Here is a 16,437-nt window from a genome sequence, read left to right as displayed (position 1 = left end):
CGGGCGGGTACCGCCCGGCGAGTTCCGCGAGCAGCGCCCCGGCCGTCCCGGTACGCCCGGTCAGCTCCCGGAACCGGGTCTCCGCGATCTCCAGCGCCCCGCCGATCCCGTCCGCCAGGTCGCGCAGCCGGTCGAACCCGGCGGCCTCCTCGTCCAGCAGCCGGCCCGCCTCCACGCACCGCCCGACGATCCCGGCGAGCGCCTGCCGCCGCGCCGCCTGATCGCCGGGCACCCCCTCGTCGTACCGCTGCCGCATCCGGAACGCCTCCGTCAGCTCGGCCCGCGCGGCGGCCACCGTCCGGGCGTACGGCGCCACGGCCTCGGTGCCGAGGCGCAGCTCGGCGAAGTCCAGTTCCTCACGGCTGGTGCGCACCCAGTCGTCCGCCGCGACCAGCACCGCCCGCGCCCGCTCGTCCAGGTCGGCGAGCGGCACGCCGGTCACCGGGCCCGGGGGCGGGGCGCCCGGTGCCGTGCGGGCGCGGCGCCGGCGCCGGACGTATCCGTACGCGCCGATCACGACGGCAGCGCCCACCGCGAGCAGCGGCAGCACCAGATCCGCGGTGGTGGTCTCCTCGACCTCCTCCCGCTGCGCGGACGCGCTGGGCCCGGCGGGCGCGAGGACCACCGGGGCCTCGGGGGCGGTCGTCACCCCCGGCAGGGCCAGCCACAGCACCGCGATCACCGCGCCCAGCACGGCGTGTGCCACCCGGGCGGATATGGGCGAGGTCGCGCGCCGGGGACGGCCCCGGGTCGAGGAGGGGGTCACATTCCGGAGCGTATGAGCAGGAACACGGCACCGCGAGCGGGGTGCGTCCGCGGCGGGGCCCGGTGCCCGGTGAACCGCTGACGGCCGGGGCGGGCCGGCTGCGAGAATCCGCGGTTCAGCCCCATACCCCTGGGAGAGCCCCCGTGGCCCGTACGCCCCTGACCCGCGACGACCTCGCCCCCCTCGCCCGGGCGGCCCTCGGCCGCGCCCACCCGCTCACCTCCGTCACCCGGCTGCGCGGCGGCAGCCGGAAAGGCGTCTACCGGCTGACCCGTGACGACGGGTCCACGGCCGTGGCCTACGTGTGGTCCCCGGACGAGGACCACTGGGACGCCGGCCCTTCCGACCCTCGCGACCCCTTCTCGCCCGGCACGGGCCTCGGCCTGTTCACGGCGGCGCACGCCCGGCTCACCGCCGTCGGGGTGCGCACCCCGCGCCTGCTGTACGCCGACGGCACGCACACCCGCCTCGCGGCGGACGCGGCCGTCGTCGAGGACCTGCCGGGCGGCAGCCTGGCCCGGGCGCTGGAGCGGGACCCGCGAGCGGGGCGCGCCGCCCTGGAGCGGCCGGCCGGTGCCCTGGCGCGGCTGCGCGCCCACCACGGCCCGGGCTTCGGCAAGGTCGCCCACGTCGACGGCGGGGGAGAGCCGTCCGCGCTGCCGTGCGAGCGGCTGGTCGCCGACGGCGCCCTGCGCTCCCTCGCGGAGGCCGCCGCCAGGGACGGGCGGATCGCCGCCGCGCGCGGTGAGCTGGACGCCCTGGTGCGGGAGCTGGCGGCGGCGGTCCGGCCGCGCACCCGGCACAGTCCGGTGCACGGCGAACTCGGCCCGGACCACGTCCTCCTGGACGCCGACGGCCACCCGGTCCTGATCGACGTCGAGGGCCTGCTGTACGCCGACGCCGAGTGGGAGCACGCCTTCCTGCGGATCCGCTTCGGCTCCCACTACGGCGTCCTGCGCGCCCCCGGCCTCGACGAGCACCGGCTGTGCCTCTACCGCCTGGCCACGCACCTGTCCCTGGTGTCCGGCCCGCTGCGTCTGGCGGAGGGCGGCTTTCCGCACCCGGAGGGCATGCGGGCCATCGCGGAACACCACATCGGGCAGACGCTCAGCCTGCTGAGGACCGTCTCCTGATCTTGGAGCCCAGCCACACCAGCGGGTCGTACTTGCGGTCCACGGCCCGCTCCTTCAGCGGGATCAGGGCATTGTCGGTGATCTTGATGCCTTCGGGGCACACCTCGGTGCAGCACTTGGTGATGTTGCAGTAGCCGAGGCCGTGCTCGTCCTGGGCGGTCCTCTTGCGGTCGACGCCGCTCTCGGCCGCCGCGTCCAGCGGATGCATGTCCAGCTCGGCGATCCGCATCAGGAAGCGGGGACCGGCGAACGCCGCCTTGTTCTCCTCGTGGTCGCGCACCACATGGCAGGTGTCCTGGCACAGGAAGCACTCGATGCACTTGCGGAACTCCTGCGAGCGGTCCACGTCCTCCTGCATCATCCGGTACTCGCCCGGACCGACCCCGGCGGGCGGCACGAAGGCGGGCACCTCCCGCGCCTTGCGGTAGTTGAAGCCGACGTCCGTCACCAGGTCCCGCACCACCGGGAAGGCCCGCAGCGGAGTGACGGTGACCGTCTCCTCGCGGGTGAACACCGACATCCGGGTCATGCACATCAGCCGCGGCCGCCCGTTGATCTCCGCCGAGCACGAGCCGCACTTGCCGGCCTTGCAGTTCCAGCGCACGGCCAGATCGGGCGCCTGCGTCGCCTGGAGGCGGTGGATGATGTCCAGGACCACCTCGCCCTCGTTCACCTCGACCCGGAAGTCCTCCAGGCCGCCGCCGTGCGCGTCACCCCGCCACACCTTGAACCGGGCCTCGTAGCCGCTCATTCGTACAGCTCCTCTTCGGCGAGGTACTTGACCAGCTCCTCCTTCTCGAACAGAGCGAGCAGGTCCGGGCGGATGGGTGCGGTGGTCTCCCGGGACAGGGCGACGGCGTCCCCGGCGAGCGCGCACAGCAGGTTCACCCGCCGCCACGCCCGGTCCATCCCCGGGAAGTCCTCCCGGGTGTGGCCGCCGCGCGACTCGGTGCGCTCCAGCGCCGCCCGGGCCACGCACTCGCTGACCAGCAGCATGTTCCGCAGGTCCAGGGCCAGGTGCCAGCCCGGATTGAACTGGCGGTGGCCCTCGACACCGGCCCGCGCGGCCCGGACGCGCAGCTCGGCGAGTCTCTGAAGGGCCTGCTCCATCTCGCCCTGGCGGCGGATGATGCCGACCAGGTCGTTCATGGTGCGCTGGAGTTCCTGGTGCAGGGTGTACGGGTTCTCGCCGCTCACCGAGAAGGGTCGCAGCGCCTCCTCGGCCGCCGCGTCCACCTGGGCGTCGTCCACGACCGGGCGGGTGGCCGCCGAACCGCGCGCGTGCTCCGCCGCGTGCCAGCCCGCGCGGCGGCCGAAGACCAGCAGGTCGGAGAGCGAGTTGCCGCCGAGCCGGTTGGAGCCGTGCATCCCGCCCGCCACCTCACCGGCCGCGTACAGTCCGGGCACCCCGCGCGCCGCCGCCGAGTCGGACTCGACGGCGATGCCGCCCATCACGTAGTGGCAGGTCGGCCCGACCTCCATCGCCTCCGCGGTGATGTCGACGTCGGCCAGCTCCTTGAACTGGTGGTACATCGAGGGCAGCCGCCGCTTGATCACCTCGGCGGGCATCCGGGTGGACACGTCCAGGAACACCCCGCCGTGCGGGGAGCCCCGGCCCTCCTTGACCTCGGTGTTGATGGCCCGGGCGACCTCGTCGCGGGGGAGCAGTTCGGGCGGGCGCCGGTTGTGGTCCGGGTCCTCGTACCAGCGGTCGGCCTCGTCCTCGGTCTCGGCGTACTTCTCCTTGAAGACGTCCGGGACGTAGTCGAACATGAACCGCTTGCCGTCGGAGTTCCTGAGCACCCCGCCGTCGCCGCGCACCGACTCGGTGACCAGGATGCCCTTCACCGACGGCGGCCAGACCATGCCGGTCGGATGGAACTGCACGAACTCCATGTTCAGCAGGGGAGCGCCGGCGAGCAGGGCCAGCGCGTGGCCGTCGCCCGTGTACTCCCACGAGTTCGACGTCACCTTGAAGGACTTGCCGATGCCGCCCGTGGCGATCACCACGGCGGGCGCCTCCAGGACGAAGAAACGGCCGCTCTCGCGCTCGTAGCCGAAGACCCCCGAGACCCGGTCGCCGTCCTTCAGCACCCTGGTGACCGTGCACTCCTGGAAGACCCTGAGGCGGGACTCGTAGTCGCCGGTGGCCGCGAAGTCCTCCTGCTGGAGGGCGACGATCCTCTGCTGGAGGGTGCGGATCAGCTCCAGCCCCGTGCGGTCGCCGACGTGGGCGAGGCGCGGGTACTCGTGGCCGCCGAAGTTGCGCTGCGAGATCCGCCCGTCCTTGGTGCGGTCGAACAGGGCGCCCCAGGTCTCCAGCTCCCACACCCGGTCGGGCGCCTCCTGGGCGTGCAGCTCCGCCATCCGCCACTGGTTGAGGAACTTGCCGCCGCGCATGGTGTCCCGGAAGTGGACCTGCCAGGTGTCGTTCTCGTTGGCGTTGGCCATGGCCGCCGCGATGCCGCCCTCGGCCATCACCGTGTGCGCCTTGCCGAACAGCGACTTGCAGATCACCGCCGTACGGGCGCCGCGCTCGCGGGCCTCGATGGCGGCGCGCAGCCCCGCCCCGCCGGCCCCGACCACGACGACGTCCCACCCCTGCCGCTCGACCACGGACATCAGAAGAACCTCGGATCCTCGAAGACACCGGACGCGACCAGATAGACGTAGAGGTCGGCGAGCGCCACGCTCGCCAGTGACGTCCAGGCGAGCAGCATGTGCCGGGCGTTGAGCTTCCCCGCGAACTGCCACATGCGGTAGCGCACGGGGTGCCGGGAGAAGTGCTTGAGCTTGCCGCCGACGATGTGCCGGCAGGAGTGGCAGGACAGGGTGTACGCCCAGATGAGGACGATGTTGACGACGAACACCAGGGTGCCGAGGCCCATGTGGCCCCAGTCGTACCGCTCGTCGCGGAAGGCGAGCACGGTGTCGTAGGTGAGGATGCCCGCGACCGGGATCGCCGCGTAGAAGAAGTAGCGGTGGATGTTCTGGAGGATCAGCGGGAAGCGGGTCTCGCCGGTGTACTTCTTGTGCGGCTCGGCGACCGCGCAGGCCGGCGGGGACGCCCAGAAGCCCCGGTAGTAGGCCTTGCGGTAGTAGTAGCAGGTCAGGCGGAAGCCGAGCGGGAAGACCAGGATGATGATCGCGGGCGAGATGCCCCACCAGCTGCCGAAGATCTCCCAGTTCGGCCCGCCCTTCATCGGCTCGCAGTTCTCCGCCAGGCAGGGGGAGTAGAACGGCGAGACGTACGGCGCCGCGTAGTAGTCCGCGCCCGCGAAGGCCCGCCAGGTCGAGTAGACGACGAAGGCGAGCAGCCCGGCGGCGGTGGCGGCCGGCGCCAGCCACCAGCGGTCGGTCCGCAGATGCGGGGCGGCGATCGCGGCGCGGCCGGCGGCGCGGACGCCGCCGGCGCGGGGATGCCGTTCTGTTGTCGGGGGTTCCGTACCAGTGGCCAAGGTGTGACTCCCGGTCGGCTCGGGTGGCTCAGGGTGCGCGACGGTCGCGGGCGCCGAGACCCTCGTCGTCCGAATCCGTCCACAGGGCGACGTCGTACGGGGTGTCGGAGATGGTGACGAGCTGGTCCTGCCGCCGGTCGGCGAGGCGCCCGGAGGCCGTCTCGCGCAGCAGCGCGGCGCTCGCCCGCAGGTGCTCGCAGTCGGCGCGGACCCGGCGGATGTCGAGTCCGCCGCCCATCTGCTGTTCCAGTCGGCTGACGGCCCGGTTCAGGTCGTCGAGGCACCGCTGGACGGTTGCCAGTTCCTCGTGCACGGACATGACGTGACCTCACTTCCGTCGGCCGGGTGGCCGTGGGCGGCAACGTTCATGCGCCAGAGAGTGTTGCGCGTCACACCTGCCGGTGGGAAGGGATGTGCACCGATTGGCCGAGGGCGTGTGGGTGCATCCCGTGGTGCGTTGCGCCGCACAGGTGGCTTCCCGGCGGTCACCGCCGTGTCGCCGTCCGTTGCCGAACCCTTTCCTCTTCAGTGGCCGCATACATCGCATACATGTGATCAGCTCCATATACCGCCAAAAGTGATCATAACGCCCGCGGCTCCCGGAGGTAACCAGAGATGTCCCACGACGGCGTCACACCTCGCTCGGTCATGCGCTCGGTCGCCTTCCTCACCGCGGGCGCCCTCGCGGTCCCCGCGCTCGCCGGCTGCGGCTCCGAGGACCCCGCCGGCAAGCCGCTGGCCGGGCAGGACATCGCCCCGGCCGCCCGGGCCCAGGTCGCCGACGGCGGCACCCTGCGGTGGGCCGTGGACGCCGTGCCGGAGACCCTGAACACCTTCCAGGCCGACGCCGACGCCGCCACCACCCGTGTCGCCCAGGCCGTGCTGCCGTCGATGTTCCGGCTGGACCGCACCGGCCGTCCCGAGATCAACCCCGACTACCTGGAATCGGCCGAGGTCGTCGAGACCGAACCCCGGCAGGTCGTCCTCTACAAGCTCAACCAGCAGGCCGTCTGGAGCGACGGCCGGGAGATCGGCGCCCCCGACTTCGCCGCCCAGTGGCGGGCCCTGTCCGGCAAGGACAGCGCCTACTGGACCGCCCGCAACGCCGGCTACGACCGGATCGAGCGGATCGAGCGCGGCGCCAACGACCTGGAGGTCCGGGTCACCTTCGGCCGGCCCTACGCGGACTGGCGGTCGCTGTTCTCGCCGCTGTACCCGAAGGAGGTCATGGGCACCCCGGACTCCTTCAACGACGGCGCCCGCAGGAAGCTGAAGATCACCGCCGGGCCGTTCACCGTGAAGAAGGTCGACCGGAAGGACGACGAGGTCACCCTCGCCCGCAACCCCCGCTGGTGGGGCGCCCCGGCCAAGCTCTCCCGGATCGTGCTCACCGCCGTGTCCCGCGAGGAGCGGGCCGCCGCGCTGGCCGCCGGGACGGTCGACCTCGCCGAGATCGACCCGGCTGCGGCCCGCCGGATCACCGCCGCCGCTGCCGGACCGAGGGGCGCCTCGGCCTCTCCGGACCGGGACAGCTCCGCCTCTCCGGGCGAGGACACCTCGGCCTCGCCGGGCGAGGACGGCTCCGCTTCCCCGGGTGAGGACAGCTCCGCCTCCCCGGACCGGGACACCTCCGCTTCCCCGGACCACGGCGACGACAAGGCCGACGGCGACGAGAGCAGGCACGCGGCGAAGCAGCCCCGCCGCGAGCGGGAGCTGAGCACCTACGAGGTCCGCAAGTCACTGGAACCCGCCTACACCCAGCTCGCCCTCAACGGCTCCGAAGGGCCCCTCGCCGACGAACGGGTCCGCCGCGCCGTCGCCCGCGCCCTCGACCGCGAGGCCCTGGCCGCGGCCGTCCTCGAGCCGCTGGGCCTGCCCGCCGTCCCCGTCGGCAGCCACCTCGCCCTCGCCGGCCAGTTCGCCTACGCCGACAGCAGCGGCGCCCTCGGCGACCAGGACACCGCCGAGGCGCGGGCCCTGCTCGCCGACGCCGGGTGGCTGCCCGGAGGGCCGCTGAAGGAGACCGAGAAGGGCGAGAAGGCGGCCGGCGCGCGGGGCGAGAAGGCCGGCGGCTCCGAGGAGGACGGCAAGGACGACACGGAGGGCCGGTCCGAGGGCGACGACGACGGCGTGTACATCGTCGGCCAGGACGACAAGTCCGGGGACGCGGGCGATTCCGGGGACTCCGGGAAGGGCGGCTCCTCCGGCGGGGAGGGGCACGGGCCGCGCCACCTCGCCCAGGACGGCGCGCAGCACCTGAAGCAGGGCGGCGCCCCGGGCGCGTACGCCCCCAAGGGCACCGCCGCGCCGGCGGGCGCGAAGAGCGGCGTACTGACCAAGGACGGCAAGCCGCTCACCCTCCGCTTCGTGCTCCCGTCCGGTCCCGGCTCGGACAGCCTGCGCACGGTCGCGGACCGGATCAGCCGCATGCTGGACCGGATCGGCATCCGCACCGAGACGACCAAGGTCAGCGACGAGAGCTACTTCAAGGACCACATCGCGTCCGGCCAGTACGACCTCGCCCTGTACTCCTGGCCCGCCTCGGCCTTCCCCGCCACCGACGCCCGCCCGATCTACGCCAAACCCGTCCCGGCCGCCGACGGCTCCCTCTCGGTCGAGCAGAACTGGACCCGGGTCGGCACCGACCAGGTCGACCAGCTCTTCGACCAGGCCATCGGCACCCTGGACGAGTCCGAGTCCCGATCGCTGATCCGCAAGGCCGACGCCCGGATCTGGGCCGCCGCGGCGTCCATCCCCCTCTACCAGCGCCCCCAGCTGATCGCGGCCCGCAAGAACCTCGCCAACGCCGGCGCCTTCGGTTTCGAGACCCCTGTGTACGAAGACATGGGCTTCCTGAAGAAGGGCGTGCGGGTGTCGCCGAGCCCGTCGAAGTAGCCGGTGGTGAGCCACCCCTCAGGCGCCCGGCGAAGCCGCAATGCCGGGGCCCCCGTACCATGGGGGGTAGGCCGAGGCGTCAGCAGCCCGGCGGGCTAGCGCGAGCGACGCGCAGCCGATTCCACACTCCGGGAGTACGCCGCACTATGGCCACGCGCCACGACATCCGTAACGTCGCCATCGTCGCCCACGTCGACCACGGCAAGACCACCATCGTCGACGCCATGCTCAAGCAGGCCGGCGCGTTCGCCGCCCACCAGCTCGACTCCGTCGACGACCGCATGATGGACTCGAACGACCTGGAGCGTGAGAAGGGCATCACGATCCTCGCCAAGAACACGGCGGTGAAGTACCACCCCAAGGACGGCGGGGACCCGATCACCATCAACATCATCGACACCCCGGGCCACGCCGACTTCGGTGGCGAGGTCGAGCGCGGTCTGTCGATGGTCGACGGCGTCGTCCTGCTCGTCGACGCCTCGGAGGGTCCGCTGCCGCAGACCCGCTTCGTGCTGCGCAAGGCGCTCCAGCAGCGGCTGCCCGTCATCCTGTGCATCAACAAGACGGACCGCCCCGACTCCCGGATCGACGAGGTCGTCAACGAGACGTACGACCTGTTCCTGGACCTGGACGCCGATGAGGACCAGATCGAGTTCCCGATCGTCTACGCGTGCGGCCGTGACGGCGTCGCCTCGCTGACGAAGCCGGCGGACGGCACGGTTCCGGCCGACTCCACCAGCCTGGAGCCGTTCTTCTCCACGATCCTGGAGCACATCCCGGCCCCGGTCTACGACGAGACCGCCCCGCTCCAGGCGCACGTCACCAACCTGGACGCCGACAACTTCCTCGGCCGTATCGCGCTGCTGCGCGTCCAGCAGGGCGAGCTGAAGAAGGGCCAGACGGTCGCGTGGATGAAGCGCGACGGGTCCGTGCAGAACGTGCGCATCTCCGAGCTGATGATGACCGAGGCGCTCACCCGCAAGCCCGCCGAGAAGGCCGGCCCCGGTGACATCTGCGCCGTCGCCGGCATCCCGGACATCATGATCGGCGAGACGCTGGCCGACCCGGAGAACCCGGTCGCGCTCCCGCTGATCACGGTCGACGAGCCCGCGATCTCGATGGTCATCGGTACGAACACCTCTCCGCTGGTCGGCCGGGGTGCCACCGGCAAGGGCGCGGACAACAAGGCGGCCGTGAAGGACCGCAAGGTCACCGCCCGCCAGGTGAAGGACCGCCTGGACCGCGAGCTGATCGGTAACGTCTCGCTGCGCGTCCTGGACACCGAGCGCCCGGACGCCTGGGAGGTGCAGGGCCGCGGTGAGCTGGCGCTGGCCATCCTCGTCGAGACCATGCGCCGGGAGGGCTACGAGCTGACCGTCGGCAAGCCCCAGGTGGTCACCAAGGAGGTCGACGGCAAGGTCTACGAGCCGGTCGAGCGCATGACCATCGACGTGCCCGAGGAGCACATGGGCGCCGTCACCCAGCTGATGGGTGTCCGCAAGGGCCGGATGGACAACATGTCCAACCACGGTTCGGGCTGGGTCCGCATGGAGTTCGTGGTGCCGTCCCGCGGCCTGATCGGCTTCCGCACCGAGTTCCTGACCCAGACCCGTGGCACGGGCATCGCCCACTCCATCCACGAGGGCCACGAGCCGTGGTTCGGCACGCTGCAGACCCGTAACAACGGTTCCCTGGTGGCCGACCGCGCCGGCGCCGTCACCGCGTTCGCGATGACGAACCTCCAGGAGCGCGGCGTGCTCTTCGTGGAGCCGGGCACCGAGGTGTACGAGGGCATGATCGTCGGTGAGAACTCCCGCTCCGACGACATGGACGTCAACATCACCAAGGAGAAGAAGCTCACCAACATGCGGTCGTCCACGGCCGATGTGACCGAGTCGATCGTTCCGCCGCGCAAGCTGTCGCTGGAGCAGTCGCTGGAGTTCTGCCGTGACGACGAGTGCGTCGAGGTGACTCCGGAGGCCGTTCGCATCCGCAAGGTCAACCTCGACCAGCGGGAGCGGGCGCGCGCCGCGAGCCGTGCCAAGCACGGCTGACCGCTGACCCACGAAGGCCCGGGCGTCCCCATCATGGGGGCGCCCGGGCCTTTTTCAACCCATTTTTTCGCGCCGTCGCGCCCGTCGTTGTCCGAAAGGCGGAGACCGTCGCCCGATAGCCATGTAACACGTCCGTTTCGCGCCCTTCTTCGCCCGAACAGTTTGTCCAGATTTTGGAAGATCTTCGCTTGAGCTGTGACTGAATTGAGATTTAAGAACGGTGGTCGGTAGTTGGCTCATGGCAGATAGTTAGCCGCGTAGCGCTCGGGTCAATGGGTCTCGCGCTGTGGGGACAGCGCCCGACTCACGAGCACCAGGGGGTGTCTGACCCTCCGTCAGGGGTGTCGGAGGTTCGGACGAGCGCCCCCTCCTGTTGGTGAACACGTGGAGTCATGAGGAGGAGTCCCATGCGCGGTGTCACAAGCGCGAGGTGGGCCACACCGTCGTCGGCCGTCGTACACAGTCCCTCGCCCTGCGCCGATCCGCACTGAGCCCCGGACCGGGGGCCGCCGCTGCCGCGTGCCTACGCGCGTCAGGCTGCGCGTTCTCCCCCTGGTTCAGGGCGCCCTGACGCCTCTTCATGCACCGGACCGCGCTCGCACATCCCCGCGAGCCGGCGGTTCGGCACACCCACACCTGTGAAATGGGCGAACTGTGACAAGTCCTATCGACCTTGAGGGCGGCGGAACAGCGGCCGTCACCGACGGCGGACCCGGAGCGGAGAAGAAGAAGTCCGAGGACCCGGGGCTCGTCGGCCGCTCACCCGGCCAGTTGATGTGGCTGCGCTTCCGGCGCGACCGCACCGGCGTGATCGCCGCCTGCGTCGTCGGGTTCTACTTCCTGATCGCCCTGCTCGCACCGGTGATCGCGAAGCTGTACGGCAAGAACCCGTACACCGTCTACGCCGACGAGCGGCCCGAGCTGTTCGACAGCGCGGGCGTGCCGGTACAGCCCAACGGCGGCATCAGCGCCGAGTTCTGGTTCGGCCTCGAACCCGGCAACGGCTACGACGTCTTCACCAAGCTCCTCTACGGCATCCGCACCTCGCTGATGATTTCCGTCGCGGTGACGATCACGGTGGTGCTGACCGGCATCCTGCTCGGCGTCACCGCCGGCTACCTGGGCGGGAAGGCCGACTACTGGATCAGCCGGGTCATCGATTTCCTGCTCGCCTTCCCGGCCCAGCTGTTCTTCATCGCCAGTATGCCGGTGGTGGTCGCCCTCTTCGTCCACCCCCGGGACGAGACCCCGACCTACGTGCGGGTGCTGGCCCTGATCATCGTGCAGTGGTTCCTGGGCTGGATGAGCCTCGCCCGCATCCTCAGAGGCACCACACTCGCCCTGCGGGAACGGGAGTTCATCGAGGCGGCGAAGGTCAGCGGGGCCCCGCCGTGGCGGATCATCCGCAAGGAGATCCTGCCGAACGTGGTCACCCCGCTGCTCGTGCAGTCCACGTATCTGCTGCCCAACTTCGTGACAGCCGAGGCCGGTCTGTCCTTCCTCGGAGTGGGCATCGTCGAACCGACGCCGGACTGGGGACAGATGTTCTCCAAGGCGTCCACCGAACTCGTGATGCAGAACGACATCACCTACATGTTCTTCCCCGGCGTCTCGATGATCATCTTCATCGTGGCTTTCAACCTGCTCGGGGACTCGGTCAGGGACGCCTTCGATCCCAAGACAGCGCGCTGACCATTCCGTGTGCGACTGGTGCAACACAGATGGGTGGAATCTGAGTGATGAGTAGGGGCGGACGCCACATATACGCCGCAGTCTCAGTGCTCGCGGCCGGAGCTCTCGTGCTCACCGGTTGCAGCGAGGGCGGCAGCAAGGCCGGGAACGACAAGAACGACAAGGAACAGCAGGAGAACGCCGCGCGGCAGCAGAGCTCCATCCCGTTCGGCGACGACAAGGACTCCCAGGGCCCCGCGCCCGAAGTGCCGGGCGCGAAGAGCGGCGGCGCCATCTCGGTGCTGGCCCGCGACAGTTACGCCCACCTCGACCCGGGCCAGATCTACGTCCAGGACGAGATGGCGGTCTCCCAGCTGATCCACAGAGGTCTCACCGGCTACAAGGCCACCAGCGACGACGGCAGGAAGCACGAAGTCGTCGGCGACCTCGCCACCGACCCGGGGACCACCACGGACGGCGGCAAGACCTGGAAGTTCACGCTGAAGGACGGCATCAAGTGGGAGGACGGCTCCCCGATCACGTCCAAGGACGTCCGGCACAGCGTCGAGCGCCTGTTCGCACCGTTCATCAACCAGGGCCCGCCGTACCTCCAGCAGTGGCTGGCCGACACCCCGGGCGCCGACTACCGCAAGCTCCTGCCGGACGGCCCCTACAAGGGCAAGCACCTCCCGGACACCCTGCTGGAGACCCCGGACGACAAGACGGTCGTCTTCAAGTTCAAGACGGCCCGCCCCGACCTGCCGTACGCCCTGGCCATGGCCGGTTACGCCATCGTCTCCCAGAAGGGTGACACCAAGACCAAGTACGACAGGGACCCGGTGGCGGCCGGACCGTACAAGATCCAGGAGTTCAAGTCCGGCAAGTCGATGACGCTGGTGCGCAACGAGAACTGGGACCCGAAGACGGACCCGCTGCGCCACCAGTACGCCGACCGGTTCGACATCAGCTTCAACCACCAGTACGAGCAGTCCACCAAGGCGCTGCTCGCCGACAACGGCAAGGACAAGACCGCCGTCAGCTTCAGCAACAGCGTCGACGCGGGCAACCTCTCCAAGGTCCTGAACGACCCGAAGCTGAAGAACCGCACGGTCACCGGCTACCAGCCGTACGTCGGCCAGATGAACATCAACCTCAGCCACCCGGAGCTGAAGGACATCAAGATCCGCCAGGCCATCGCCCACGCCCTGCCGGTCACGCCGTTCGTCCGCGCCTACGGCGGCACCGACGCGATGGAGGTCGCCGGCGGCATCCTCTCCCCGACGGTCAGCGGCTACGACCCCGCCTTCGACCCGTGGGGCAAGAAGAAGAAGCCCGCCGGTGACCCGGCGAAGGCGAAGAAGCTCCTGGAGGAGGCCGGCAAGGTCGGCATGAAGCTGACCTTCGGCTACATCAACACCCCCGAGGGCCAGCAGTACTCCACCGCCATGGCGGCGGGCCTGGAGAAGGCCGGCTTCGACGTGCAGCGCCAGGAGATCCCGGCCGAGACCTTCTACGACCAGGTCAGCCAGCTCGACAACAACTACGACATCTTCCACACCGCGTGGGGTGCCGACTGGCCGTCCGCCTCGACCGTGATCCCGCCGCTGTACGACGGCCGCGCGATCGCCGAGGGCGCGCAGAACTACTCGCAGGTCAACGACCCGAAGATCAACAGCGAGATCGACCGGATCAGCAAGATCACCGACCCGGCGAAGGCCGCGGCCGAGTGGGGCAAGCTCAACGAGTACATCGTCAAGGACGTCGTCAACGTCGTCCCGACCGGCTACTACAAGCAGGTCCAGATCGCCGGCTCCAAGATCGGCGGTCTCGTCTACGACGACGTGATCAGCGGTGTCGACCCGCGCCGCCTGTACGTCAAGTAACCCACGCCCGACCGGTACCCGGTGCCCCCGTCCGCGACCCGGCGGCGGGCACCGGGCACCCCCCGGCCACTGACGTCTGAGAGCTGCCCCTGCCATGCTGCGCTTCCTCGTCCGCCGCGCCCTCGGCGCCGCCGTCATCCTCTTCCTGCTGAGCATCGTGACGTTCCTGATCTTCTTCGGAATGCCACGCGACCCGGCCCTGCTGATCTGCGGCAAGTCGTGCACGCCGGCCAACCTGGAGAACATCCGGCACGTGCTCGGTCTCGACCAGTCGATCCCCGAGCAGTACTGGCTGTTCCTGCAGAACCTGGTCCTGGGCAGCAACGACTACCTGCAAGGCCCCTGCCCTGCGCCCTGCTTCGGCTACTCCTTCCACACCGGCGAAGCCGTCTGGGACACCCTCATCGACCGGCTGCCCACCACCGTCTCCCTCACCATCGGCGGAGCCGTCTGCTTCCTGATCTTCGGCCTGGGCACCGGCCTGCTCGCCGCGTGGCGGCGCGGCACCCTCATCGACAAGGCGGCCACCGCCACCGCGATGGTCGTCAGCTCGATGCAGATCTACTTCCTCGGCCCGCTGGCCCTGGCGATCCTCGTCTACCAGATGCAGCTGTTCGACAAGCCGGCGTACAACGAGTTCACCAAGGACCCCGTCGCCTGGTTCGGCGGGCTGGTCATCCCCTGGGTGATCCTGTCGACGATCTTCGCCGCGCAGTACACGCGTATGGCCCGCTCGGCGATGATCGAACAGCTCCAGGAGGACCATGTGCGCACCGCCCGCGCCAAGGGCATGTCCCGGCGGTACGTCTTCTTCCGCTACGCCTGGCGCGGCTCGCTCATCCCCATCGTCACCATCTTCGGCATCGACATGGGCTCCCTGCTCGGCGGGGCCATCATCACCGAGTACACCTTCGGCCTGCCCGGGCTCGGCCGGCTCGCGGTGGACGCCGTCTCCTTCAGCGACCTGCCGCTGCTGCTCGGCGTGATGCTCTTCTCCGCCGCCATGATCCTGCTGTTCAACATCGTCGTCGACGCCGCCTACGCCTTCATCGACCCCCGCGTCCGGCTGTCCTAGGAGCACTGTCGTGACCACTCTGACCAAGGAAGCCGGTGCCCCGCGCCCGGCCGCCGGGGACGCCTTCCTCTCGGTGCGCGACCTGCACGTCAGCTTCAAGACCGAGGACGGGATCGTCCGCGCCGTCGACGGGCTCTCGTTCGACCTGGACCGCGGCCGGACCCTCGGCATCGTCGGCGAGTCCGGCTCCGGCAAGTCCGTCACCAACCTGACCGTCCTCGGCCTGCACAACCCGATGTTCACCACCGTCGAGGGCGAGATCCTGCTCGACGGCAAGGAGCTGACCACCGCCCGCGAGCCGGAGCTGGAGAAGCTGCGCGGCAACAAGGCCGCCATGATCTTCCAGGACCCGCTCACCGCGCTCTCCCCGTACTACACGGTGGGCCGGCAGATCGCCGAGCCGTTCCGCAAGCACACCGGCGCCTCCAAGCGGGAGGCCTGGGACCGCGCGGTGGAGATGCTGGGCAAGGTCGGCATCCCCAACCCCGGGCAGCGGGCCAAGGACTATCCGCACCAGTTCTCGGGCGGCATGCGCCAGCGCGCGATGATCGCCATGGCGCTGGTCTGCGACCCCGACCTGCTGATCGCCGACGAGCCGACCACCGCCCTCGACGTGACGGTGCAGGCGCAGATCCTCGACCTGCTCAAGGACCTCCAGCGGGAGTTCGGCTCGGCGATCATCTTCATCACCCACGACCTCGGCGTCATCGCCGACATGGCCGACGACATCATGGTGATGTACGCGGGCAACGCGGTGGAGCGCGGAACGGTGGACGAGGTGCTGAGGGCACCCCAGCACCCGTACACCTGGGGCCTGCTGAACTCCATGCCCCGTCTCGACTCGGACGTCTCCGTGCCCCTGGCCCCCATCCCCGGCACACCGCCCTCGCTGCTCACCCCGCCGTCCGGGTGCCGTTTCCATCCGCGCTGCACCTTCCAGGACCGGGTGGCCGGCGCGCGGTGTGTCACCGAGCGCCCGCTGCTGGCCCCGGACCGGGACTCGGCCTGCCATCTGACGGCGGAGCAGAAGCGGACCATCTTCATCGAAGAGATCAAGCCCCGGCTGGGCTGACAGTGGAGAAAGAGGAGTCATGAAGGAAGACCTCGTCCTCCCCGCCCCGCGCGAGGCGGCTGCCGGACCGGAAGGGGAACCCCTGCTGGTGGTGGAGGGCCTGACCAAGCATTTCCCGGTCAAGGGCGGCTTTCCCGTCCGGCGCACCGTCGGCCAGGTGCAGGCGGTTGACGGCATCGATCTGACCGTGCGGGCCGGGGAGAGCTTCGGACTGGTGGGGGAGTCGGGCTGCGGCAAGTCGACCACGGGCCGGCTGATCACGCGGCTCATGGAGCCGACCGCGGGCACGATCTCGTACCGGGGCCAGGACATCACCCACGCCGGCCGCAAGCAACTGGCGCCGGTCCGTTCCGAGATCCAGATGATCTTCCAGGATCCGTACTCCTCGCTGAACCCGCGCCAGACCGTAGGCAAGATCATCTCTGGTCCG

Annotated in this window: 12 protein-coding genes and 1 pseudogene; 8 read left to right on the top strand and 5 right to left on the bottom strand. The window is 70.3% G+C overall.

Annotation, left to right across the window (positions count from 1 at the left end; genetic code table 11):
- Positions 1–766, bottom strand: a pseudogene (locus tag CCN42_RS18225) (hypothetical protein); the annotation flags it as partial.
- 143 nt (positions 767–909) lie between these two features.
- Between CCN42_RS18225 and CCN42_RS18220 the strand changes: the two are divergent.
- On the top strand, positions 910–1,899 hold the full coding sequence (locus CCN42_RS18220; protein WP_245877341.1) for a phosphotransferase family protein: 990 nt from the start codon (positions 910–912) through the stop codon (positions 1,897–1,899).
- Here the strand turns inward: CCN42_RS18220 and CCN42_RS18215 are convergent.
- From CCN42_RS18215 to CCN42_RS18200, 4 genes are read right to left on the bottom strand one after another with little or no spacing between them, the layout of a single operon-like run.
- Positions 1,874–2,650: a succinate dehydrogenase/fumarate reductase iron-sulfur subunit gene (locus CCN42_RS18215; RefSeq protein WP_043503829.1), complete on the bottom strand. Its 777-nt coding sequence runs from the start codon at positions 2,648–2,650 to the stop codon at positions 1,874–1,876. The two genes, CCN42_RS18220 and CCN42_RS18215, sit on opposite strands and share 26 nt — an antisense overlap.
- A complete protein-coding gene (locus tag CCN42_RS18210; RefSeq protein WP_086737036.1) occupies positions 2,647–4,521 on the bottom strand; it encodes a fumarate reductase/succinate dehydrogenase flavoprotein subunit in 1,875 nt (624 codons plus the stop codon). Before CCN42_RS18210 ends, CCN42_RS18215 begins: the two co-directional genes overlap by 4 nt.
- Positions 4,521–5,357 (bottom strand): hypothetical protein, encoded by an 837-nt coding sequence (locus CCN42_RS18205; protein WP_086737034.1) that lies wholly within the window; start codon positions 5,355–5,357, stop codon positions 4,521–4,523. The genes CCN42_RS18210 and CCN42_RS18205 overlap by 1 nt, the downstream gene beginning before the upstream one ends.
- A gap of 28 nt (positions 5,358–5,385) precedes the next feature.
- Positions 5,386–5,676, bottom strand: coding sequence for a hypothetical protein (locus tag CCN42_RS18200; protein ID WP_086737032.1), 291 nt, complete (start codon positions 5,674–5,676; stop codon positions 5,386–5,388).
- Positions 5,677–5,972: 296 nt separating this feature from the next.
- Between CCN42_RS18200 and CCN42_RS18195 the strand changes: the two genes are divergently transcribed.
- From CCN42_RS18195 to CCN42_RS18165, 7 genes are all read left to right on the top strand, one after another.
- Complete coding sequence (locus CCN42_RS18195) at positions 5,973–8,252, top strand: ABC transporter family substrate-binding protein (protein ID WP_086737030.1); 2,280 nt, start codon at positions 5,973–5,975, stop codon at positions 8,250–8,252.
- A 146-nt stretch (positions 8,253–8,398) separates the two neighbouring features.
- On the top strand, positions 8,399–10,306 hold the full coding sequence (typA, locus tag CCN42_RS18190; RefSeq protein ID WP_086168443.1) for a translational GTPase TypA: 1,908 nt from the start codon (positions 8,399–8,401) through the stop codon (positions 10,304–10,306).
- A 654-nt stretch (positions 10,307–10,960) separates the two neighbouring features.
- On the top strand, positions 10,961–11,998 hold the full coding sequence (locus tag CCN42_RS18185) for an ABC transporter permease (protein WP_086168444.1): 1,038 nt from the start codon (positions 10,961–10,963) through the stop codon (positions 11,996–11,998).
- A gap of 47 nt (positions 11,999–12,045) precedes the next feature.
- A complete protein-coding gene (locus CCN42_RS18180; RefSeq protein ID WP_086737028.1) occupies positions 12,046–13,860 on the top strand; it encodes an ABC transporter substrate-binding protein in 1,815 nt (604 codons plus the stop codon).
- 94 nt (positions 13,861–13,954) lie between these two features.
- Positions 13,955–14,935, top strand: coding sequence for an ABC transporter permease (locus tag CCN42_RS18175; RefSeq protein WP_086737026.1), 981 nt, complete (start codon positions 13,955–13,957; stop codon positions 14,933–14,935).
- A 10-nt stretch (positions 14,936–14,945) separates the two neighbouring features.
- Positions 14,946–16,007, top strand: a complete 1,062-nt coding sequence (locus tag CCN42_RS18170; protein WP_086737025.1) for an ABC transporter ATP-binding protein — start codon at positions 14,946–14,948, stop codon at positions 16,005–16,007.
- A 19-nt stretch (positions 16,008–16,026) separates the two neighbouring features.
- Positions 16,027–16,437, top strand: a 411-nt coding sequence (locus CCN42_RS18165) for an ATP-binding cassette domain-containing protein (protein ID WP_143661942.1), incomplete at its 3' end; no start/stop codon positions are given.

The organism is Streptomyces glaucescens (genome assembly GCF_002154375.1).
GTDB lineage: Bacteria > Actinomycetota > Actinomycetes > Streptomycetales > Streptomycetaceae > Streptomyces > Streptomyces glaucescens.
This window is presented reverse-complemented; position numbering and strand designations above follow the sequence as displayed.